Genomic DNA, 22,948 nt, shown 5'->3' with positions numbered 1-22,948 from the left:
ATCGATCTTGGGATGTTCGTGATGTTCTCCTCGGGTGCGGGGGTGTGGGGCAGTGGCGGGCAGGCCGCTTATGGTGCGGCGAACGCTTTCCTGGACGCGCTTGCCGTTCAGCGGCGTGCGCGAGGGCTTGCCGGGACCTCGGTTTCGTGGGGTGCGTGGGGTGAGGCGGGTATGGCCTCGCAGGAGGGCGCCCGTGACTATCTGCGTGAGCGTGGCATGGTCGCGATGGATCCGGAGTTGGCGGTCCGGGCTCTGGAGCAGGCGGTGGAGGCGGGTGAGGACTGTGTGACGGTCGCGGATATCGATTGGCCGCGTTTCACTGACACGTTCACCGCTACGCGGGTGAGTCCGTTGCTGGCTGATCTGCCCGAGGCGCGGCAGCGGCCGGTTGTGGCCTTCGGTGAGGAGGATGGTTCGGCGCTGGCGGGTCGTCTGGCTCCGTTGCCGGTGTCCCAGCGGCGGCAGATCCTGCTCGACCTGGTCCGTGGCGAGGTCGCCGCGGTGCTCAAACATCCGGATGTTCAGGCCATCGAGGCCACGCGGACGTTCAAGGACCTGGGGTTCGAGTCGCTGACCGCGGTGGAGTTGCGTAACCGGCTCAATCGGGAGACGGGGTTGCGGCTGCCCGCGACCATGGTCTTCGATCACCCGACGCCGGTGGCGCTCGTGTCCTACCTGGAGGGTGAGCTCGGTCTCGGTGAGGCGGTGTCGTCAGCGCTCGCCGCGCCTGCGTCTGTGTCGGAGGCGGCGGGTCTCGATGAGCCGATCGCGATCATCGGGATGAGTTGCCGGTTCCCCGGTGACGTCCGCAATCCCGAGCAGCTGTGGGATGTGGTCGCCGGGGGAGTCGACGCGTTGTCGCCGTTTCCGGTCGATCGGGGCTGGCCGGACCGGGTGCCGGGCGCGGACGCCGCGGTGGGCGGTTTCGTCTACGACGCGACGGAGTTCGACGCGGGGCTGTTCGGGATCTCGCCGCGTGAGGCGTTGGCGATGGATCCGCAGCAGCGCCTCCTGCTGGAGTCGGCTTGGGAGGCGTTCGAGTCCGCCGGTATCGATCCTCAGTCCATGCGCGGCAGCCGGACGGGGGTGTTCGCGGGCGCTTCGTCGTCGGGCTATGGACATGGGCAGGTGATGGAAGGCGTCGAAGGACATCTGCTGACGGGTACGGCGATGAGCGTCGTCTCCGGCCGGGTGGCCTATTCGTTCGGGCTGGAGGGGCCTGCGGTGACGGTGGACACCGCGTGTTCGTCGTCGCTGGTGGCGCTGCACCTGGCGGCGCAGGCCCTGCGCGTCGGCGAATGTGACATGGCGCTGGCCGGCGGCGTTGCCGTGATGTCTACCGCTGGCGCGTTCGCTGATTTCGCCCTTCCCGGTGGATTGGCCTCGGATGGGCGGTGCAAGGCGTTCGCGTCCGCGGCGGACGGCACCGGCTGGGGCGAGGGTGTCGGCGTGCTGGTGCTGGAGCGGTTGTCGGAGGCGCAGCGGCGCGGGCACGACATTTTGGCGGTGGTGCGGGGCAGCGCGGTCAACCAGGACGGCGCGTCCAACGGCCTGACCGCGCCGAACGGGCCGTCGCAGGAGCGGGTGATCCGGCAGGCGCTGGTCAACGCCCGCCTGTCCCCGTCCGAGGTGGATGTCGTGGAGGCGCACGGCACCGGCACGAAGCTCGGCGATCCGATCGAGGCGCAGGCGTTGCTGGCGACCTATGGGCAGGAGCGGGATCGGCCGTTGTGGCTGGGGTCGATCAAGTCGAATATCGGGCACACGCAGGCGGCCGCGGGTGTGGCCGGTGTGATCAAGATGGTGCAGGCGATGCGGCACGGCGTGCTGCCCGCGACCCTGCACGTGGACGAACCCACCCCGCAGGTGGACTGGTCCGCCGGGTCGGTGGAACTGCTGACCGAGGCCCGGCCGTGGCCGGAGGTGGACCGGCCGCGTCGGGCCGGTGTCTCCTCGTTCGGGGTCAGCGGGACGAACGCGCACGTGATCGTGGAGGCCGCGCCGGTCGTCGCGGAGGTCGAGCAAGCGCCGGCGCGGGACTCCGGGGAGACCCTCGCCATGGTGCTGTGGCCGGTTTCGGGCAAAACCGCGGACGGGCTGCGAGCGCAGGCGGATCGGCTGGCCGGTTTCGTGGACACCATGCCGCGGCTCGAGGCGGCCGATGTCGGGCACTCCCTGTTCTCCAGAGCCGCTCTGTCTCACCGTGCGGTGGTGCTGGGGGCGGATCAGAGCGTGTTGCGTACGGGCCTGGCGGCTTTGGCCGCGGGTGAGCCTTCGGCAGGCGTGGTCTCGGGTGTGGCCGGTGAGGGCCGGACGGCGTTCTTGTTCACCGGTCAGGGGGCGCAGCGGGCCGGGATGGGCCGCGGGTTGTACGAGTCCTTCCCGGTGTTCGCGGACGCGTTCGACGCGGTGTGCGCGGAGCTGGACCTGCGGCTCGATCGACCGGTCCGGGATGTCGTGTTCGACGGTGCCGGCCTCGATCAGACCGTGTGGGCGCAGGCCGGATTGTTCGCTGTGGAGGTGGCGTCGTTCCGGTTGCTGGAGTCGCTCCAGGTGGTCCCGGACTTCCTGCTGGGCCATTCGATCGGTGAGATCGCCGCGGCGCACTGCGCCGGAGTGTTGTCGCTGCCGGACGCGTGTGCGCTGGTTGCGGCGCGGGGCCGCCTGATGCAGGCGCTCCCCGCCGATGGGGCGATGCTGGCCGTCCAGGCGTCCGAGGCCGAGGTGGTCGAGGCGGTCGGCGGCCTGGTGGACGTCGCGGCGGTCAACGGCCCGAGCTCGGTGGTCGTCTCCGGGGACGCCGGGGTGATCGACGAGCTGGCGGCGCGGTGGGCTGCGGAGGGCCGTAAGACGAGCCGGTTGACGGTCTCGCACGCGTTCCATTCCCGGCTGATGGAGCCGATGCTGGCCGACTTCGCGGCCGTGTTGGAGACACTGACGTTCGACGAGCCGCGGATCCCGATCGTGTCGAACCTCACTGGAACGCTCGCCGATCCTGGGCTGTTCACCTCTCCGGCCTACTGGGTGCGGCAGGTGCGGGAGGCGGTCCGCTTCGCCGACGGAGTCGGGTGTCTGGGCGAGCGGAGGGTGTCCCGGTTCGTGGAGCTGGGCCCGGACGGTGTGCTCTGCGCGCTGGCCCAGCAAATGCTCGACGGAGTGTTCACGCCGGTGCTGCACCGCGACGAAGCGCCGGCCCAGCAGTCCGGCGACGCGGTGTTCGCGCCGCTACTGCGCCGCGACCGCGACGACACCGAAACCACGCTGACCGCGCTGGCTCGGGTGTGGACGGCCGGCGCCGACGTCGACTGGACGTCCGTCATGCCGGGTGGGCGCCGGGTGGAGCTGCCGACCTACGCGTTCCAACGGCAGCGGTACTGGCCGGAGCCTGCCGCCGCCGTGGGCGACGTGGGCGCCGTGGGCCAGACCGCGGTGGGACACCCGTTGCTGAGTGCGGCGGTGGGGTTGGCCGGTGACGGCGGTGTGGTGCTGACCGGCCGATTGTCGTTGTCCACCCAGCCGTGGCTGGCGGATCACGCGGTCCTGGGGCGGGTGTTGGTCCCGGGAACAGCGTTGGTGGAGATGGCGTGGGCCGCTGGTGGGCAGATCGGTTGCCCGGCGGTGCGGGAACTGGTGTTCCGGACCCCGTTGGTGCTGTCGGAGCAGGGCGCCGCGCAGATACAGGTCACGGTGGGGGCCGCCGATGCCGCGGGCGACCGGGCGGTCGAGGTGTACGCACGGCCCGAGGGCGCCGACGATGCGCCGTGGACCTGCCATGCCGCCGGTGTGCTGACCGCCGAGATCGCTCCGAAGGAGATCGACTTGACCGTCTGGCCGCCGGAGGGTGCGGTGGCGGTGGCGTTGGACGGGTTCTACGAAGCCCTGGAGGAGCGCGGATATCACTTCGGGCCGGTGTTCCGCGGTTTGCGGGCGGCGTGGCGTGACGGCGAGCGGGTGTATGCCGAGGTCGCGTTGCCGGAGGACGCGGCGGCCGACGCGGCTGGATTCGGTGTGCATCCGGCGTTGCTGGATTCGGCGCTGCATTCGGTGGGGCTGTCCGCCGAAGTGCGGGTGGCGGGCATGGGTCTGCCGTTCGCGTGGACGGGCGCGCGGCTGGACGCCGTGGGCGCGTCGGTGTTGCGGGTGATGGTCGAGGGCGCCGAGAAGGGCGTGTCGTTGCGGCTGGCCGACGGCACCGGCGCACCGGTGGCCTCGGTGGAGTCGCTGGTCATGCGGGAGGTGTCGCCCGAGGCGTTGCGGCCCGCGGGGGATGCCGGGTCGGACGCGTTGTTCGCGGTGGATTGGGGGCCACTGCCGGAAGCAGCCGCCGTAGAGCCCGTCACAGTGGATTGGGGGGTCATCGGCCACAGTACGGGCGATGGCGCCGTGCGCCGCTTCGACGATGTCGCAGATGTGATCGCGGCCTTGGATCACGGCTCGACCGTGCCGCCGGTGGTGGTGTTGCCGGTGGTCGATGAGTGGCCCGGCGACGCCGACGCGGTGCACACGGTGCTCGCCCGGGTGCTGGGCATGGTGCAGGAGTGGCTGGCCGAGGAACGGCTTTCCGCTTCTCGGTTGGTGGTCGTAACGCGTGGCGCGGTGCCGATCGGACCCGTCGCGGGCGGTGGGATGAACCCGGCCGGCGCGGCCGTGTGGGGTCTGCTGCGGTCGGCCCAGACGGAGTTTCCGGGACGCATCCTGTTGGTGGATCTGGACCCCGCGCGTGGCCTGGGCGATACGGACGATGTGAGGGAGGCGTGGCCGGCGGTTCTCGATGGTGACGAGCCGCAGGTCGCCGTTCGCGGTGGGGACGTGTGGGTGCCACGCTTGGCGCGGGCATCGTCGCGGCGCGGGCTGGAATGTCCGGATGGTGGGGATGCGTGGCGCCTGGATGTGATCGGTGAGGGCGGCACCCTGGAAGAGCTGGCGCTGGTGGCCGCACCGGACTCCGACGCGCCGCTGGCTGAGGGGCAGGTCCGCGTAGCGGTGCGGGCGGCCGGGCTGAACCGCCGGGACGTCCTGATCGCTCTGGGAATGTATCCGGAGCGTACGGCCGCGATGGGGGCCGAGGCCGCCGGGGTGGTGCTGGAGGTCGGTGCCGGCGTTGCCGACCTGGCGGCGGGCGATCGGGTCTTCGGATTCTTCGGATTCTCCGGAAATGGCGTGGGATCGTACGCGGTGACCGATCGGCGGCTGCTCGCCAGGATTCCGCGAGGGTGGTCGTTCACGGAGGCGGCATCGGTGCCGTGGGCGTTCGCGACCGCCTACTACGGTCTACGTGATCTCGCCGGCGCGCGCCCCGGTGAGTCGGTGTTGGTGCACGAGGCCGCCGCAGGGGTCGGAATGGCCGTCGTGCAACTCGCGCGCCATCTGGGGCTGGAGGTGTACGGCACCGCGAGCCCCGGCACGTGGGACGAGCTTCGGAAGCTGGGCCTGGACGAGGCGCACATCGCGTCGTCGCGGGACCTGACGTTCGAGGACCGCGTCCGGGAGGCGACCGGCGGACGCGGAGTGGACCTGGTGGTGAACTCGCCGGAGGGCGAGTTCACCGACGCGTCGTCGCGTTTGCTGGCCGACGGCGGCCGGTTCGTGGAGACGGGCGAGACCGACATCCGGCGACCGAGCGGCGCCGATGATCGGGCGTTCGACCTGTTCGAGGCGGGTCCCGCCCGGATGGGCGAGATCCTGCGCGAGGTCCTGGCATTGTTCGACGCCGGCGCGGTGCGGTTGCCGCGTGTCACCGCATGGGATGTGCGCGACGCGGTCGACGCCTTCCGCGCTGTCGGCCAGGCCGAGCACACGGGCAAGAACGTGTTGACCATGCCGGCGCCGCTGGACCCGGACGGCACGGTCGTGATCACCGGCGGGACCGGGACGCTGGGGGGTCTGCTGGCCCGGCATCTGGTGACGGAACACGGCGTGCGTCACCTGCTGCTGTTGAGTCGCGCCGGGATGGACGGCCCGGACGCGGCCGAACTGGTGGCGGATCTGGCGGAGTGGGGCGCGGTCGGCGAGGTGGTGGCCTGTGACGTGGCCGACCGCGAGGCGTTGGCCGCCGTGATCGGACGGGTGAGGGACCGGCTGACGGGTGTCATCCACGCCGCCGGCGTCGTGGATGACGGCGTGTTCGGCGCCATGGATCCGCGGCGGCTCGGCGCGGTGATGCGGCCGAAGGTGGACGGGGCCGTTCATCTCCATGAGCTGACCGCCGACCTGGACCTGGCGATGTTCGTGTTGTATTCGTCGGTGTCGGCCACGTTCGGTTCCGGTGGGCAGGCCAATTACGCGGCGGCGAACGCCTTCTTGGACGCGCTGGCCGTCCACCGGCGTTCGTGCGGGCTGCCGGCGCAGTCGCTGGCGTGGGGACTGTGGGAACAGGCCAGCAGCATGACCAGCCGCCTCGGAGACGTCGAACTCGCTCGAGTCCGCCACCTCAGCAGACCGTTGCCCACTCCGCAGGCTCTGGCCCTGTTCGACCGGGCGCGGACCCTGTCCCGGGCGCACCTGATGCCGGTCCCCATCGACCTTGCCGCGCTGCGGTCCGGCGCTCACCCCGTTCCCGCGTTGCTACGTTCACTCGTTCGCGGACCGGCGCGGCGAGCCGTCGACAGCCGGCGACCCGAGGGCCCCTCGCTGGCCGACCGGCTGGCGGCCATGGCCGAGGCCCAGCGTGACGCGGCCCTGCTGCACCTTGTCACCGGTCACGCCGCGACGGTTCTCGGGCATGGCTCGCCGGACGCGATCGCGGCCGATCGGCCGTTCAAGGACCTGGGGTTCGACTCGTTGACCTCGGTCGAGCTGCGCAACCGCCTGAACAGCGAGACCGGCCTGCAACTGCCGCCCACGCTGGTCTTCGACCACCCGACCCCGGCCGCCCTCGCCAGGTATCTGCGGGAAAGTCTCCTGCCCGCGGAGGCCACACCGGCCGAGCGGCTGATGAGCCGACTGACCCGGATGGAGGGCGAGTTCACCAGGCTGGCCGCGGGCGAACGGGCGGCCGTCCGCTCCAAGCTGGAGCTGATGATCGACCGCCTGCGCGCCGCCGAAGGGGCACTGCTCGACGGACACGACGACAGCGACCTGGAGTCCGCGACGGCGGACGACATCTTCGCGCTCATAGACAGCGAGCTCGAAGGCTAGTGCTGTGACCACTTAGGTTCGCCGGGTCGCGACACACCGTCTGGCTTCCGCCACTTTGATCATGTTTGCCTCCACTTCGATACCGGTGTGATCGGTACCGACAGTGGAGGCATACATGGCCGAGCCCGTGCGAGCACGGCGATTAACCGACATCGACGCCAGACGCTGCAACGCCTGGTACGGCGAGGCAAACACGGCTCCATCCGGGTCCGGCGGGCGCTGATCATCATGGCCTCCGCCAGCGGCACCCCAGCCGGATCTCCATCATCCGGTGGTCAAGGTGTCCACGCTTCAGGGGCAAGCCCGTGGTGGCCTGGTGATGGGGCTGGACCCAATGGTCAGCGATCAACCGCTCGAGGTCTGCAAAGAGGCGGGCCGACAGGAGCGGCACCCTCGTTATCGAGCCTTCTCAAGCGTTCTGGATGGTCAGGCTCCTGTGAGCTGTTAAGTGACGTGAGGCAGGTGATCGGCCTGGGCGGCCAGTTCCTGGACACGCACAAGCCGCCGGGGTCCGTTATCCTGGCCAGGCCTAAAAGATTCAGGCTGGTGTGGTTATTCCAGCCCTCGCACTCTGTGAGATGCAGTCGCACCCGACGGTGCGAACCCGAGGCGCAGCCCAATTCCCGCAACGTAGCGGTCGGCGGCGCCAGTGCGAGCATCGACGGCGTCGTCGTCCCGGACAAGGAACGGACGATGAACAAGAGAAGCATCTTCCTGACTCAGGTCATCATGACCTTCATCATGGCTGCGACGATGTCGGGCATCATGGGCCTCATTTTCACGGGGCCGTCCATGGAGTGGCTGGCCGGATGGCCCAAGCAGTTCATCATCGCGTGGCCCATCGCCTTCGCTGTCACGATGGTCGCCTGGCCGGCATCGATGGCATTGAGCGGTGCGATCCTTCGGTCCCCCAGGCCTGGCATCGAAGAGGCATGACAGGGGCGACTCGCCTCCCTGTACGTCGAGCTCGACCCGGGTGGGCTGCCCGGTCAGCGCGTCCTGGAAGGCATATCCTAGAGACGATCAATTCCTAATTGATCAGGACGTACGGTCCGGCCCACAGACAGGGCGAGGGTGTCCAAGATCTGCTTTGTGGAAACCGACCTGGACACCCTCATGATCGCACTGTACGTCAAGATCGATGATTAGCGTCCGGGCCTGCTGCTGGTCGCCGACAAGGGCTTCGCGTCCCGAGAGTTCGAGCGCTTACTGTCCGCGCAAGGCATCACGCTGCTGCGGCCCACCCGCAAGAACGAGACCGTACGACCTGGGCAGCCGATGTTGAAGAAGGTGCGACAGCTCATCGAGTCCGTGAACGACACCTTCAAAGGTCAACTTGACCTGGAGCAACACGGCGGTCGAACCCGAGAGGGAGTCGCCGCCCGCATCGCCCAGCGCGTCCTGGCACTGGCCGCGGCGATCTGGCATAACTTCCAGACCGGGCAGGCGGTCAGCCGATCGCTGACCGCCTATGATCACTGACCGTATTCGGAATTGATCGTCTAGATGTCGGCCGCTCGCAGGTGCGTGGTGTCCACCCGATGCCCCGCGTCCTCGAGGACGGCGATGGCCTCCTTGATCCTCGGCTCGGGCACGAGCACCAGATCGGCGTGGAACGTCGAGGCGACGAAAACCGGGATCGCCGCCTCGGCCAGCGGCCCCACGATCGCCGCCAGCATGCCGGGCACGTCCAGGCCGTGCGCGGTCGCCCCGCCGTACAGGCCGATCCACCGCTCGCCGGACCCCGTCGGCCAGGTCTCGCGGACGACGGTGAGGCCCTCAGGAGCGCGAACCAGCGCGATCCACTCGTCGTCCTCGGGGAACGTCGCGTGCGGCAGGTGCTCGACGGCGAATACGGACGGCACGACGCCCAGGCGCTGAGCAGCGGGTGAGTTCATAGAACGTATGTACCAGAAGCGCGGCCGCGTCGTGGTCGTGACCGGGAGCCTGTGCACAACGACCGTCGTGAATGGTTTGGACGCATCGGACGCCGACCTCGGTGTACCGGGTCTCCCTTGCGGGGGAGCATTGATCGATCGCCGTCTATACCTGCCCGAGCACTCCTGACTGACCGACCAGCCCGCTGCCGATCCGCCAGCGTGCCGGGCGAGATCTCCTTCGCCACCGAACCCGCCCTGGCCGCGCACATGATCGCCGTCGAGTTGGATACCGGATCGACGCGCCCTGGGTGACCGGTGATGTGGTCTACGGCCAGGACCGGGCCTGCGTGCGCTGCCGAAAAGCGGCAGGCCGGGTACGTGCCGGCGATCGCAGACAGCCATGATCCAATGTGTCACTGGCGTACTAGAGTGCGGCATGGCGACCGGCCCCTGGCTGTCCGAACCCCCTCCCGGCCTGGCCCAGGACCCGGTCGAGGACGTGACCCGCGCCCAGGCCATCACCTACGGGCTGATGGTGGTGCTGGAGACGCTCTCACCCCTGGAGCGAGCGGCGTTCATCCTGTACGAGGCGTTCGGCTTCCCGCACACCGAGATCGCGCGCATCCTCGACCGCTCTCCCGCCGCCGTACGCCAACTCACCCACCGGGCGCGAGCCGGCGCCGCACCGCCGCCTCCCCTCAGTGAGATCGTTCCATCCTGAAGTTGCCGGTCAAGGGGCTGGTGTGATCGGTTGAGCGTCTCCGCGGCAGGCCGTACGACACGAAGGAGATCGGGTGGGTCGAGGCCGGGCGCGGCCGAGGGCGGACGGGGCCGGTCCGGGCCGGTGGATCGCCGCCGATCAGGCCGATATCGGTGAGGCGCATCGGCATGGGCCGGTCGCGCTTGGTGCGACCGGTCCACGGGGAGGCGTGAAAGCGGCGGTCCACGGGGGAGGGGCGAAAGCGGCGGTCCACGGGGAGGCGCGAAAGCGCGACGGCGGCTGCCTGTGGAGGCAGCCGCCGTCGCGGGAAGTCGTGCGCCCGGTTCTACTCCCAGCGGAAGAGGCGGGCGGCGGCGACGCCGAACACCACGCCGTACGCGGCCAGCACCGCCAGAGAGGTGAGGGAGGGGAAACCGTTCGCGGCCGCGTCGCTGAACGCCTGGGTGGCGGCGCCCACCGGAGTGAAGTCGCCGATCGTGGCGACCACGGGCGGCATCAACTCCTTGGGCACGTAGAGCCCGGCGAAGAACATGAGCGGGAAGAACAGCACGTTGGCCATGCCGGTGGCGGCCTTGGTGGACGACAGCACAGCGGCCAGGAAGAGTCCCATGGCCAGCAGCGTCGCGACGGACAGCACGAACGCGAGCAGGAAACCGGCGACGTTGGACGGCAGCTTGACGTCCCAGAGCAGGGCGGCCCCGCCGAGAACCAGCACGGTGGTGACAATGGCGGTGGTCATCTGCACCACGAGCTGGGCGACCAGCACCCGGGCCGGGCCGACGGGCGTGATCGAGAGCCGGCGCAGGATGCCCTTCTCCCGATACCCGACCAGGTAGCCCGGGGTGATGTAGAACGCGAGCAGCGCGAAGGACATGACCAGCACGACGGGCGTGTAGTAGTCGATGCCGCGCTGGCCGAACTCCGGGCTGAACTTCCGCGACGACGGGATGCTGCCGATGATCACCAAGAGGGCGACCGGGAAGATCAACGTCCAGAAGTACGAGGCGGGGTCGCGCAGGAAGAGCTTGAACTCCACGGCAGTGAGTCGGTTCAGTGCCCGCACTGTCGTCTCCTTACTGGGCGGATGAGGGGTGACCGGGGCGGATCACTGGGCGGAGTGGTCGAACCGGCGACCGGTGAGGGCGATGAAGGCGTCGTCGAGGCTGGCCTGTTCGGCCCGCAGGTCCATCGCGACGATCTGGTGCTGGGCCAGGACCGAGGTGACGGCGTGCACCAGGTTGCCGGTGCCGGTGACCACCACCTGCTGGCCGTGCCGTTCGACGGAGCTCACCTCCGGCAGCGCGGTCAGCAGCGTGTCGTCCAGCGCGGAGGCCGGCCGGAAGCGCACCTTCTGCTCGGTGTCCACTTGGGACACCAGGCCGGCGGGCGTGTCCAGGGCGACGATCTTGCCGCCGTCGATGAGGGCCAGCCGGTCGCAGAGCCGCTCGGCCTCCTCCATGAAGTGCGTGACCAGCAGGACGGTGATCCCGCGGTCGCGGACGTGCTCGATCAGCTCCCAGGTGTCTCGCCGGGCGGCCGGGTCCAGGCCGGTGGTCAGCTCGTCCAGGATGGCGACCTTGGGGGAGCCGACCAGGGCGAGCGCGATGGAGAGCCGCTGCTTCTGGCCGCCGGAGAGCTTGTTGTAGGCGCTGTCGGCCTTGTCCTTCAGCCCCACGTCGGCCATCAGCTCGCGCCAGTCGGCCGGGTTCTCGTAGAAGGACGCGTAGAGCTCCAGCGCTTCGGCGACTTTCAGCTTGTCGGGCATCTCGCTCTGCTGAAGCTGCATGCCGAGGATGTGGTGCAGCTTCTTGGCGTCGCGCTGGGGGTCGAGGCCGTGTACCGAGATGCTCCCTCCGTCCGGCTTGCGCAACCCGGCGATGCACTCCACCGTGGTGGTCTTGCCGGCACCGTTGGGCCCGAGGATGCCGAAGATCTCGCCTTCCTCGACGGCGAAGGATAAGCCGTCCACGACGACCTTCTGGTCGTACTGCTTGCGCAGGTCCGACACGACGATCACTGACACGGTGTCCGTCTCCTTGGTGCTCGGGCAATCTCCGGCGATCAGAGGTCACATGGATCTTGGCATATGGCGCACACGGAAGTGAACCTAAGTGATATTTAGCCGGTTATGTCCGGCACCGGAGACGGATAGGGGTTGATTTAGGGGGGTCGGGCCGGCGACCTGGCGGTATACCCGGACTTGACCCCTTATAAACCCATCCGTCGGGGTGCGTGGTTAGGGGTATCCGCTCCGGCCGGCCATGCCTAGGCTCGGCCTCACGCAGAGCGTAAAGGAGCGCGTGGCGATGGAGTCGAAAGAGCGGCAACTTCGTACGCAGATGCGTTTCTTTCACGAACTCATCCGGACGCTGGCCGGACAGGGCGATCCTTATGCGAAAGTCCTGACCGCGCCCGACGATCCCTATCCGTACTATGAGGAGCTCCGGGCCCGCGGCCTGCTCTATCGCAGCCCGCTCGGCACCTGGGTGACGACGAATCACGAACTCGCCAACGAGGTTCTGCGCGACCGACGATTCGGCGTGCGAAAGGCGAACGGCGAGAAAGCGCCGGAGTTCATGGAGTTCGACAACTCCATGCTCGGCCTCGATCCGCCCGACCACACCCGGCTGCGCCGCCTGACCACGCCGACGCTCAACCGAAAGATGGCGGAGCGCTGGCGGACGCGGGCCGAGAAGGTCTGCCACCGGCTCGTCGACGACATCCTGGCCACCGGTGACCGGTTCAACCTGATGACCGCCTTCGCCCAGCACCTGCCGATCGCGGTGATCGCCGACCTGGTCGGCATCCCGGAGGAGTGCCGGCGCCGGTTCTACGTCCTCAGCCGGGAGATCACCCCGCTGCTGGACGGCGTGGCCACCTATGAGAAGGTGCGGAGCGTCGAAGCCGCCATCACCGGCATGACGGAGCTGTTCAACGGCATCATCGCGCAGCGCCGGGTCGACCCGCGGGACGACATGATCAGCCGGATGCTGCCGATGGTCGACGAGGGCAGACTCACCATGGCGGAGCTGGTTCCGCTCTGCATGTTCCTGCCGCTGGCGGGCAGCGAGACGACGGTCAATCTGATCGGCAACGGCGTGCTCGCGCTGCTGCGGCACCCGGAACAGTGGCGGATGGTGGCGGAGCGTCCGGAACTGGCGGCGGGCGTGGCCGCCGAGACCCTGCGCTACGACCCGCCCGTGCAGACCTACCGGCGCATCGCGCACGAGCCGATCGAGCTGGCCGGCGTGTCCCTGCCCGTCGACGGTGAATTGGCGATCGTGGCCGCCGCGGCCAACCGCGACCCGGAGGTCTTCACCGATCCGGCCCGCTTCGACATCACCCGGAACAGCGGCGCCGACACCCTCTCCTTCTCCGCGGGCATCCACTACTGCCTCGGCGCTTCGCTCGCCAAGATGGAGGCCGAGGTCGCCTACCAGGTGCTGATCTCCCGGATGCCCCGGCTGCGACAGGCGGGGCCGGTGCGCCGGCGAGGCTCATTCATCATTCGCGGGATGCTCGAATTCCCGCTGTCCGCGAGCTGACCAGGAATTCCCCGGCTCGGGAGCCCCATCGGCTCCCGAGCTCACTGCTTTTCGGGGGAATAGCGGCGCGATAGTCCATGAATGGTTAGGGGATAGCGCGGCTTAGGGGTTGGCACTCCCGGATCGCCTGCCTATCGTCGCTGCTGAAAAGCCCTTCTGGCGGCCGTTGTGTTGGAAAAGATTGCGAACGTCAGGTTCGTCGGGTGACCACTTCTGAGAATTCGCCCCACGGGCCTCCTAGGGCCATTCCCGGCGCGTTGAGAGTGGTTGAGGGGTTCATGTCTGATATGTACGCCGACGACGATGCCATCGCGGTTGTAGGACTTTCCTGCCGGCTGCCGGGGGCGGCCACACCCGACGACTTCTGGCGGCTGCTGAGTGACGGCGCCGACATGGTCGGCGAGATACCCGCCGATCGCGGTGGTCTTCCCGGCGCGGCGGGCGACGGTGTTCCGCGCCGCGGAGGGTTCCTCGACCGGATCGACGGATTCGACCCGCGCTTCTTCCGGATCTCGCCGCGCGAGGCCGCCGCGATGGATCCGCAGCAACGGCTCATGCTCGAACTGAGCTGGGAGGCGCTGGAGGACGCGCGGATCGTGCCGGACCGCCTCCGCGGCACCAGGGCCGGCGTGTTCGTCGGCGTGATGGCCAATGACTACGCCACCCTCGCCCAGCGCGGCGGCGTGCCGGCGATCGGCCGGTACACGCTCGCCGGGCAGCAGCGCAGCCTCATCGCGAACCGGATCTCCTACGCGGTCGGGCTTCGCGGGCCGAGCCTCATCGTCGACGCAGGGCAGGCGTCCTCGCTGGTGGCGGTGCACGTGGCGGGCGAAAGCCTGCGCCGTGGCGAGGCGACTTTCGCGCTGGCCGGCGGTGTGCACCTCAACATCGTCCCGGAGAGCACCGTCGGCGCTGCCCGCTTCGGCGCGCTCTCTCCGGACGGCCGCTGCTACACCTTCGACGAGCGCGCCAACGGGTACGTCCGCGGCGAGGGCGGCGTGATGGTCGCGCTCAAGACCGTGGCCCGGGCCGTCGCCGACGGAGACCGGATCTACTGTGTCATCCGGGGCAGCGCGGTCAACAACGACGGCGGTGGCGCCAGCCTGACGACACCGAACCGCGACGCGCAGGCCGACGTGATCCGGGCGGCCTGCCGCCAGGCCGGTGTCGCGCCGGAGACCGTCCGGTACGTCGAACTGCACGGCACGGGCACCGCGGTCGGCGACCCCATCGAGGCGGCCGCGCTCGGCACGGCCCTCGGCCCGGGACGCACCCCGGACACGGCGCTGAGGGTCGGCTCCGTCAAGACCAACATCGGCCACCTCGAGGGCGCGGCCGGCGCGGCCGGCCTGCTGAAAACCGTGCTGGCGATCACCAGAGGGCAGCTACCGCCGAGCCTGAACTTCGAGCGGCCCAACCCGCGCATCCCGCTGGACGAGCTCGGCCTGCGGGTGCAGACCGCACTCGAGTCCTGGCCCGACGGCCCGCGGATCGCCGGTGTCAGCTCGTTCAGCATGGGCGGCACGAACTGCCACGTGGTCCTCTCCGAGTGGTCCGGCACGGCTCGGCGGGCACGTGAGCGCACCACCCGGCCGGACGCCGCGGTGCTCTGGCCGCTCTCGGGCCGGACCGAGGCCGCGCTGCGCGACCAGGCCTCACGGCTGCGCGCGCGTCTCGAAGCGGCGCCGGAGCTCGACCTGGCGGATGTGGGCTTCTCCCTGGCGACGACCCGGGCGGCCTTGCACCAGCGGGCCGCCGTGGTGGGGCGCAGCCGCGAGGACATGCTCCGGCGGCTCGACGCGCTGGCCTCGGATGAGCCCGCCGCCGGTGTGGTCTCGGGCGAGGTGGACAAGGGCCGGACGGCGTTCCTGTTCACCGGCCAGGGGGCGCAGCGGGCCGGGATGGGGCGGGGCCTGTACGAGTCCTTCCCGGTGTACGCCGATGCCTTCGACGCCGTCTGCGCGGAGCTGGACCTGCGGCTCGACCGGCCGATCCGGGACGTGATGGCCGACGGTGTCGACCTGGATCAGACCGTCCACGCCCAGGCGGCCTTGTTCGCGGTCGAGGTGGCGTCGTTCCGGCTGCTGGAGTCGCTCCAGGTGGTCCCGGACTTCCTGCTGGGGCATTCGATCGGTGAGATCGCCGCGGCGCACTGCGCTGGAGTGCTCTCGCTCGAAGACGCGTGTGCTCTGGTTGCGGCGCGTGGCCGCCTGATGCAGGCGCTCCCGCCGGGTGGCGCGATGCTCGCCGTGCAGGCCTCGGAGGACGAGGTCCGGGAGATGGCCGGCGGCCTGGTGGACATCGCGGCGGTCAACGGCCCGGCCTCGGTCGTGGTCTCCGGCGACGCCGAGGTGATCGACGAGCTGGCGGCCCGATGGGCGGCGGAGGGCCGTAAGACGAGCCGGCTGACGGTGTCGCACGCGTTCCATTCCCGGCTGATGGAGCCGATGCTCGCCGAGTTCGCGGCCATCGTGGAGACGCTGACCTTCGACGAGCCGCGGATCCCGATCGTGTCGAACCTGACCGGGACAATCGCCGAACCCGGGCTGCTCACCTCACCGGCGTACTGGCTGCGGCAGGTGCGCGAAGCGGTCCGCTTCGCCGACGGGGTCAGCTGCCTGGCAGATCAGGGTGTGTCCCGGTTCGTGGAGCTGGGGCCGGACGGTGTGTTGTGCGGGCTGGCTCGGCAGTCGGCCGACGACGGGATGTTCGCACCGGTGCTGCGCCGCGACCGCGACGAGGCGGAGACGCTGCTTCGCGCCGTCGGCCGGCTCCACACGACCGGCGCGCCGCTCGACTGGACCGCCCTGTTCGCCGGCCACGACCCGCGGCCGGTCGACCTGCCGACCTACGCCTTCCAGCGTGAGCGGTACTGGCTGGACGCCGCCCGCCCGGCCACGCCCACCGACGAGCCGCACCGTGAGCCCGACACGGAGCCCCCGGCCCGGCGGGCCGAAGGGCGGCCTGACGGGCGGGCCGTACTCGAGCAGATCCGCGCGCAGGTCGCCGCGCTCCTCGACTACGAGACCCCCGGCGACGTCGACGTCCGCTGCACCTTCCGAGACCTCGGCTTCGACTCGCTCACCGCCGTCGAACTCCGCGACCGGCTGGCCGGCATCACCCGGCTGCGCCTCCCGGAGTCGCTGATCTACGACTATCCGACGCCGCAGCGCCTGGCCGACCACCTCGCCGAGGCTCTGCTCGGCGAGCCCGCCGCGGTGCCGCCCGCCGCGACCGTGACCGGCGTGCCGACCGACGAGCCGATCGCGATCGTGGCCATCGGCTGCCGGTACGCGGGCGGGATCGACACCCCGGAAGCGTTGTGGCGGCTGCTGTCCGACGGCGGCGACGCCGTCTCCGGCTTCCCCGGCGACCGGGGCTGGGACGTCGCGGGCATCTACCGTGACGAGGCCCGCAACCCGAACGGCACGCTCATCCCCGCGGGCGCCTTCCTGACCGATGCGACCCGCTTCGACGCCGCGTTCTTCGGCATCTCGCCGCGTGAGGCGCTGGCGATGGACCCCCAGCAGCGGCTACTGCTGGAGACCGCGTGGGAGACCGTCGAACGGCTCGGCGTCGACCCCGGGACGCTGCGCGGCAGCCGTACCGGCGTGTTCGTCGGCGCGACCGCGCAGGACTACGGCCCCCGCATGCACGAGGCGCCACCCGACCTCGAAGGTCACCTGCTGACCGGCAACACGGCGAGCGTCGCCTCCGGGCGCATCGCCTACGTGCTCGGGCTGGAGGGCCCGGCGGTCACCGTCGACACCGCCTGCTCCTCGTCGCTGGTGGCGCTGCACCTGGCCTGCCAGTCGCTGCGGCTCGGCGAGTGCGAGATGGCGCTGGCCGGCGGCGCCACGGTGATGGCGACACCCGGCATGTTCGCCGAGTTCAGCAGGCAGCAGGGCCTGTCGGCCGACGGGCGCTGCAAGGCGTTCGCCGACGGCGCCGACGGCACCGGCTGGGGCGAGGGTGTCGGCCTGGTGCTGCTGGAGCGGCTCTCGGACGCCAACCGGCTCGGCCACCAGGTGCTCGCCGTGATCCGCGGCAGCGCGATCAACCAGGACGGCGCGTCCAACGGCCTGTCCGCGCCGAACGGCCCGTCGCAGCAGCGGGTGATCCGGCAGGCGCTCGCGAGCGCGGGCCTCGAGCCGTCCGACGTGGACGCCGTGGAGGCGCACGGCACCGGAACGGCGCTCGGGGACCCGATCGAGGCGCAGGCTCTGCTGGCCACCTACGGGCAGGGCAGGCCCGCGGACGACCCGTTGTGGCTGGGATCGGTGAAGTCGAACATCGGTCACACCCAGGCCGCCGCCGGCGTGGCAGGCGTGATCAAGATGGTGCTGGCGATGGGGCACGGCGTGTTGCCGCGCACGCTGCACGCCGACACGCCGTCCAGCCGGGTGGACTGGACGGCGGGCGAGGTGCGGCTGTTGACCGAGGCCCGGCCGTGGCCGGAGCGCGAGCGCCCCCGCCGGGCGGCGGTGTCCTCGTTCGGCATCAGCGGCACCAACGCCCATCTGATCGTCGAAGGCGTCGCGGAACCGGTGGCGCCGCTCTCCGGCGCGTCCGAAGACGATCGTGCCCTGCCGTACGTCGTCTCCGCTCGCGGCGACGCCGCCCTGCGTGCCCAGGCCGCGCGCCTCGCCGAGGTGGTCGGCGGCGCCGCACCGAGCCTGCCGGACGTCGGGTTCTCCCTGGCCACCGGGCGGGCCGAATTCGACCATCGGGCCGTGGTGGTCGCCGCCGGCCGCGAGGAGCTGCTCGCCGGCCTGGAGGCGCTGGCCGGCGCCGCGTCCGCGCCGGGACTGATCGAGGGCACGGCGAGCGGACCCGCCGGCCCGGTCTTCGTCTTCCCCGGCCAGGGCTCCCAATGGGCCGGCATGGCCGTCGAGCTGTACGCCGCCTCCCAGGTCTTCCGCGACGAGCTCGACGCGTGCGCCGACGCGCTCGCCCCGCACGTGGACTGGTCGCTCGTCGACGTGCTGCACGGCGCCGGCGACGCGCCGGCCCTGGACCGCGTCGACGTGGTGCAGCCGGTGCTCTTCTCGGTGATGGTGTCGCTGGCGAAGTTGTGGCGAGCCGCCGGTGTCGAGCCCGCGGCCGTGGTCGGCCACTCGCAGGGCGAGATCGCCGCCGCCTATGTCGCCGGCGCCCTGTCCCTGGCGGACGCGGCCCGGATCGTCGCGCTGCGCAGCCGCCACCTGCGCGCCCTCGCCGGCAGCGGCGGCATGGCCTCGATCCCGCTGCCCGCGGAGCGGGTCAACGCCCGCATCGCACGGTGGGGCGGCCGGGTGAGCGTCGCCGCGCACAACGGACCGTCCGTCACCGTGGTCGCCGGCGCGGCCGACGCCCTCGACGAGCTCGTCGGCGAGTGCCTGGCCGAGGGGGTGCGCGCCCGGCGGGTGCCCGTGGACTACGCCTCGCACTCGCCGGACGTCGACCCGCTCCGGGAGGACCTGCTCGCCGCCCTGGCCGGGATCGTCCCGACGGAGAGCGACATCCCGTTCTACTCCACGGTCACCGGCGACCGCCTGCGGACCACCGAGCTGGACGCCGACTACTGGTTCCGCAACCTGCGCCAGACCGTCCGCTTCGAGCAGACCGTACGCGCGTTGATGTCCGCCGGGCACCGGACGTTCATCGAGACGAGCCCGCATCCCGTGCTCACCGTCGGGGTCCAGGAGACACTGGACGCCGACGACCGCGGCGGCGTCGCCCTCGGCACCCTGCGCCGCGACCAGGGCGACCACACGCGGTTCCTGAAGGTGCTGGCCGAGGCGTACGTGAACGGCGTCGCCGTCGACTGGGCGGGCTCGTTCCCCGCTTCCGCCCGCCGGGTGCCGCTGCCCACGTACGCGTTCCAGCGGGAGAGGTTCTGGCTGGCCCCCGCGGCCGGCGCGACCGACGTCTCCGAGCTCGGCCTCGACGCCGGAGACCACCCGCTGGTGGCCGCCACCGTCTCGCTCGCCGCCGACGACACGCTGATCCTGACCGGCCGGCTCTCTCTGGGCACCCACCCCTGGCTCGCCGACCACGTCGTCCTCGGTGACGTCGTCCTGCCCGGGTCCGCGCTCATCGACCTCGCGACGCACGCCGGTCGGTACGGCGGGCACCCGTACGTGGAGGAGCTCACCCTCCAGAGCCCGCTGATCATGCCGGTGGACGGCGCGGTCCAGATGCAGGTGATGCTCCTGCCGCCGGACGACACCGGCCGTCGCGCGGTCACCGTCCACTCGCGCCCCCGGTCTGAGACGGCCGGGGAACGGCCGTGGACCCGGCACGCCACCGGCGTCCTGACCGCCGAGCCCACGACCGCGACGGCCGCGGGGCCGACCACCTGGCCTCCTCCGGGAGCCGTCCCGATCGCCGTCGAGCACGCCTACACCCGGCTGGCCGCGCGGGGATACGCCTACGGCCCGGCCTTCCAGGGGCTGCGGGCCGCCTGGCGGCGCGGCGGCGAACTGTTCGCCGAGGTCGCCCTCCCCGAGGACGGCAGGGCCGACGCCGAACGGTTCGGCATCCACCCGGCCCTGCTGGACGCCGCCCTGCACGTGATGTTGCCGATCGAGGGCGACGCGGCCGAGCCGCGGATGGCGTTCTCCTTCGGCGGCGTCCGCCTGCACGCCTCCGGCGCGACCAGCGTCCGCGTGCGGATCGCTCCCTCCGGGCCGGACGGCGCCGTCTCCGTCGCGCTGACCGACCCCGCGGGCGCCCCCGTCCTCGACATCGACACGCTCGTGCTGCGGCCGGTGGGCCCGGAGGGACTGGGCGGCGTGCCCTCCGGCGCCGACCCGCTCTACCGGCTCGACTGGGTCACCCCGCCGGAGTCCGCTCCGGCCGCGCCGGCCGCCTGGGCGGTGCTCGGCGCCGCGGCCCCGCCGTCCACGCCGCACTACCCGGATCTGGGCGCCCTCGTGGCCGCGCTCGCCGACGGTGTCCCGGCGCCCGAGGCCGTCCTCGTCCCGCTGGCCGGTGACCCGGACGACCCCGCCACGAGCGCGCACGCGGTCGCCCGCACCGGACTCGAGCTGATCCGGGCGTTCCTGGCCGAGGAGGCGCTGGCCGCCACCCGGCTGGTCGTGCTCACCCGGTCGGCCGTCGCCGTCGGCCCCCACGAGGACGTGCGCGATCTGGCCGCCGCCACCGTGCTCGGCCTGGCCCGCAGCGCGCAGGCGGAGCATCCCGGCCGGATCGTGCTGGTCGACCACGACGGCCACGGCGTCACGGACGCGGCCCTTCCCGCCGCGCTGGCGATGTCCGACGAGCCCCAGCTCGCGATCCGGGACGGCCGGCCGTACGTGCCCCGCCTGGTCAAGGCCACGGATCAGGCCGCACCGGCGCGACTCGACCCGGACGGGACGGTGTTGATCACCGGCGGCACGGGCGCGATCGGGCGGCTGCTCGCCCGGCACCTGGTCACGACACACGGCGTACGGCATCTGCTGCTGGCCGGCCGGCGCGGCGCGGCGGCCGAGGGCACGGCCGAACTGACTGCCGAGCTCGCCGGGCTCGGCGCGGAGGTCACGGTCGCGGCCTGTGACATCGCCGACCCCGAGGCGCTGGCCGCACTCCTGGCCGCCGTCCCCGGCGCGCACCCTCTCACGGCCGTCGTACACGCGGCGGGCGTCGTCGACGACGCCGCGATCCAGACACTCACCCCGGACCAGGTGGACGCGGTGCTGCGGCCGAAGGCCGACGCCGCCTGGAACCTGCACCGGCTCACCAGCGGCCTCGACCTGGCCGCCTTCGTGCTCTTCTCCTCGCTGGCCAGCACCGTCGGCGCCGCCGGGCAGGGCAGTTACGGCGCGGCCAACGCCTTCCTCGACGCACTCGCCCAGCACCGGCACGCGCTCGGGCTGCCCGCGCAGGCGCTGCTGTCCGGGCTCTGGACGCAGGAAGGCGGCATGGGCGGGCGGCTCGGCGACGCCGACCGGGCGCGCCTGGTCCGCCGTGGCCTGGCACCGATGTCCGCGCAGGAGGCGCTCGCGCTCTTCGACGCGGCGCTGGCCGACGGCCATCCCCTGGTCGCACCGGCGAGGATCAGCCTCACCGGGCTGCGCGCCAGTGCTCTGACCGGTGCCGACGCGGTGCCCGCCGTGTTGCGTGGGCTCGTCCGCACTCCGCTGCGCCGGGCCGCGGCCTCCGCCGCCCCGGACGGCGGCCTGGCGCACCGGCTGGCCGCGCTGCCCGAAACGGACCGGCGCCGGACGCTGCTGGACCTGATCCGGGCGTGCGCCGCGAGTGCGCTGGGGCACGCGGACCCGTCCGGCATCGACCCGGGGCGTGCGTTCAAGGAGATCGGCTTCGACTCCCTGATCGCGGTGGAGTTCCGCAACCGGCTCAACACCGCGACCGGTCTGCGGCTGCCCACCACCGTGGCGTTCGACCACCCCACGCTCGACGCCCTCGCCGAGCATCTGCTCGCCCGGCTGCTGACCGGGACGTCCGCTCCGGCCGTCACGGCCGGGGCACCGGCGACGGCGGGTGCGGACGAGCCGATCGCGATCATCGCGATGACCTGCCGCTACCCCGGCGGCATCGGCTCTCCCGAAGAGTTGTGGCGGGTCGTCGCCGAGCGGGGCGACGTGATCTCGTCGTTGCCCGTCAACCGCGGCTGGGATCTCGACCGGCTCTTCCACACCGACCCGGACGAGACAGGCAGGTCGTACGCCCGCGAGGGCGGGTTCCTGCATGACGCGGACCAGTTCGACGCCGCGTTCTTCGGCATCTCACCGCGCGAGGCCGCGGCCGCCGACCCACAGCAGCGGCTGCTGCTGGAGGCCGCGTGGGAGGTCGTCGAGCGCGCGGGCATCGACCCGACGTCGCTGCGCCACAGCATGACCGGCGTCTTCACCGGCGTCGCGGTCCAGGAGTACGGCCCGCGCATGGATCACGCGGTCGAGGGCTACGAGGGTTACCGGGTCGCCGGCAACGCCGGCAGCGTCGCCTCCGGGCGGATCGCGTACACGTTGGGGCTGGAAGGGCCGGCGGTGACGGTGGACACCGCGTGTTCCTCGTCGCTGGTCGCGCTGCACCTCGCCGTCCAGGCGCTGCGCAACGGCGATTGCGACCTGGCGCTGGCCGGTGGCGCCACCGTGATGTCCAGCCCCGGGCTCTTCATCGAGTTCAGCCGTCTGCGGGCGTTGTCCGCCGACGGCCGCTGCCGCGCGTTCGGCGCCGACGCGGACGGCTTCAGCCTCGCCGAAGGTGTCGGCCTGCTGCTGGTGGAGCGGTTGTCGGACGCGCGGCGCAACGGGCATCAGGTGCTCGCGGTGGTGCGGGGCAGTGCGGTCAACCAGGACGGCGCGTCGAACGGGTTGACGGCTCCGAACGGTCCGTCGCAGGAGCGGGTGATCCGTCAGGCGTTGGCGAACGCGCGGTTGTCTCCGGCTGATGTGGATGTGGTGGAGGCGCACGGCACGGGCACTCGGTTGGGTGATCCGATCGAGGCGCAGGCGTTGCTGGCGACGTATGGGCAGGAGCGCCCGGAGGATCGGCCGCTGTGGCTGGGGTCGATCAAGTCGAACATCGGGCATACGCAGGCTGCGGCGGGTGTGGCCGGTGTGATCAAGATGGTGCAGGCGATGCGCCACGAAGTGCTGCCGGCCACACTGCACGCGGATGAGCCCTCGCCGCACGTGGATTGGTCGACGGGTGCGGTG

The 22,948-nt window shown here is 71.3% G+C and carries 8 protein-coding genes and 2 pseudogenes; 7 read left to right on the top strand and 3 right to left on the bottom strand.

The window, feature by feature from the left end; all coding sequences use genetic code 11:
* Window positions 1–12: 12 nt before the first annotated feature.
* From AWQ70_RS42535 to AWQ70_RS42590, 4 genes and pseudogenes are all read left to right on the top strand, one after another.
* Window positions 13–102: pseudogene (locus AWQ70_RS42535) on the top strand (KR domain-containing protein); the annotation flags it as partial.
* A gap of 69 nt (window positions 103–171) precedes the next feature.
* Window positions 172–7,137, top strand: a complete 6,966-nt coding sequence (locus tag AWQ70_RS36260; protein WP_245647318.1) for a type I polyketide synthase — start codon at window positions 172–174, stop codon at window positions 7,135–7,137.
* 693 nt (window positions 7,138–7,830) lie between these two features.
* Entirely contained in the window at window positions 7,831–8,073 is a 243-nt protein-coding gene (locus AWQ70_RS36255) for a DUF2798 domain-containing protein (RefSeq protein WP_067186626.1), read from the top strand.
* A 213-nt stretch (window positions 8,074–8,286) separates the two neighbouring features.
* Window positions 8,287–8,619: pseudogene (locus tag AWQ70_RS42590) on the top strand (transposase family protein); the annotation flags it as partial.
* A gap of 20 nt (window positions 8,620–8,639) precedes the next feature.
* Here AWQ70_RS42590 and AWQ70_RS36245 read toward each other — a convergent pair.
* Window positions 8,640–9,035, bottom strand: a complete 396-nt coding sequence (locus AWQ70_RS36245) for an ACT domain-containing protein (protein ID WP_067186619.1) — start codon at window positions 9,033–9,035, stop codon at window positions 8,640–8,642.
* A 418-nt stretch (window positions 9,036–9,453) separates the two neighbouring features.
* On the opposite strand from AWQ70_RS36245, the gene AWQ70_RS36240 reads away from it, so the two are divergent.
* The gene (locus tag AWQ70_RS36240) at window positions 9,454–9,738 is read left to right on the top strand and encodes a sigma factor-like helix-turn-helix DNA-binding protein (RefSeq protein ID WP_067186617.1); all 285 of its coding nucleotides are present in this window, start codon (window positions 9,454–9,456) and stop codon (window positions 9,736–9,738) included.
* Between the two features lie 325 nt (window positions 9,739–10,063).
* On the opposite strand, the gene AWQ70_RS36235 is transcribed toward AWQ70_RS36240, so the two are convergent.
* Both AWQ70_RS36235 and AWQ70_RS36230 read right to left on the bottom strand, forming a co-directional pair.
* Complete coding sequence (locus AWQ70_RS36235) at window positions 10,064–10,801, bottom strand: ABC transporter permease (RefSeq protein WP_067186614.1); 738 nt, start codon at window positions 10,799–10,801, stop codon at window positions 10,064–10,066.
* Window positions 10,802–10,843: 42 nt separating this feature from the next.
* A complete protein-coding gene (locus AWQ70_RS36230) occupies window positions 10,844–11,761 on the bottom strand; it encodes an ABC transporter ATP-binding protein (RefSeq protein ID WP_067186611.1) in 918 nt (305 codons plus the stop codon).
* A gap of 283 nt (window positions 11,762–12,044) precedes the next feature.
* On the opposite strand from AWQ70_RS36230, the gene AWQ70_RS36225 reads away from it, so the two are divergent.
* Together AWQ70_RS36225 and AWQ70_RS41820 are read left to right on the top strand one after the other, a co-directional pair.
* Complete coding sequence (locus tag AWQ70_RS36225; RefSeq protein WP_067186609.1) at window positions 12,045–13,283, top strand: cytochrome P450; 1,239 nt, start codon at window positions 12,045–12,047, stop codon at window positions 13,281–13,283.
* A gap of 278 nt (window positions 13,284–13,561) precedes the next feature.
* The coding region (locus tag AWQ70_RS41820) for an SDR family NAD(P)-dependent oxidoreductase (protein ID WP_157530872.1) at window positions 13,562–22,948 on the top strand (9,387 nt) is incomplete at its 3' end.

Source organism: Microtetraspora niveoalba (assembly GCF_001570405.1).
GTDB classification, from domain to species: domain Bacteria; phylum Actinomycetota; class Actinomycetes; order Streptosporangiales; family Streptosporangiaceae; genus Microtetraspora; species Microtetraspora niveoalba.
This window is presented reverse-complemented; position numbering and strand designations above follow the sequence as displayed.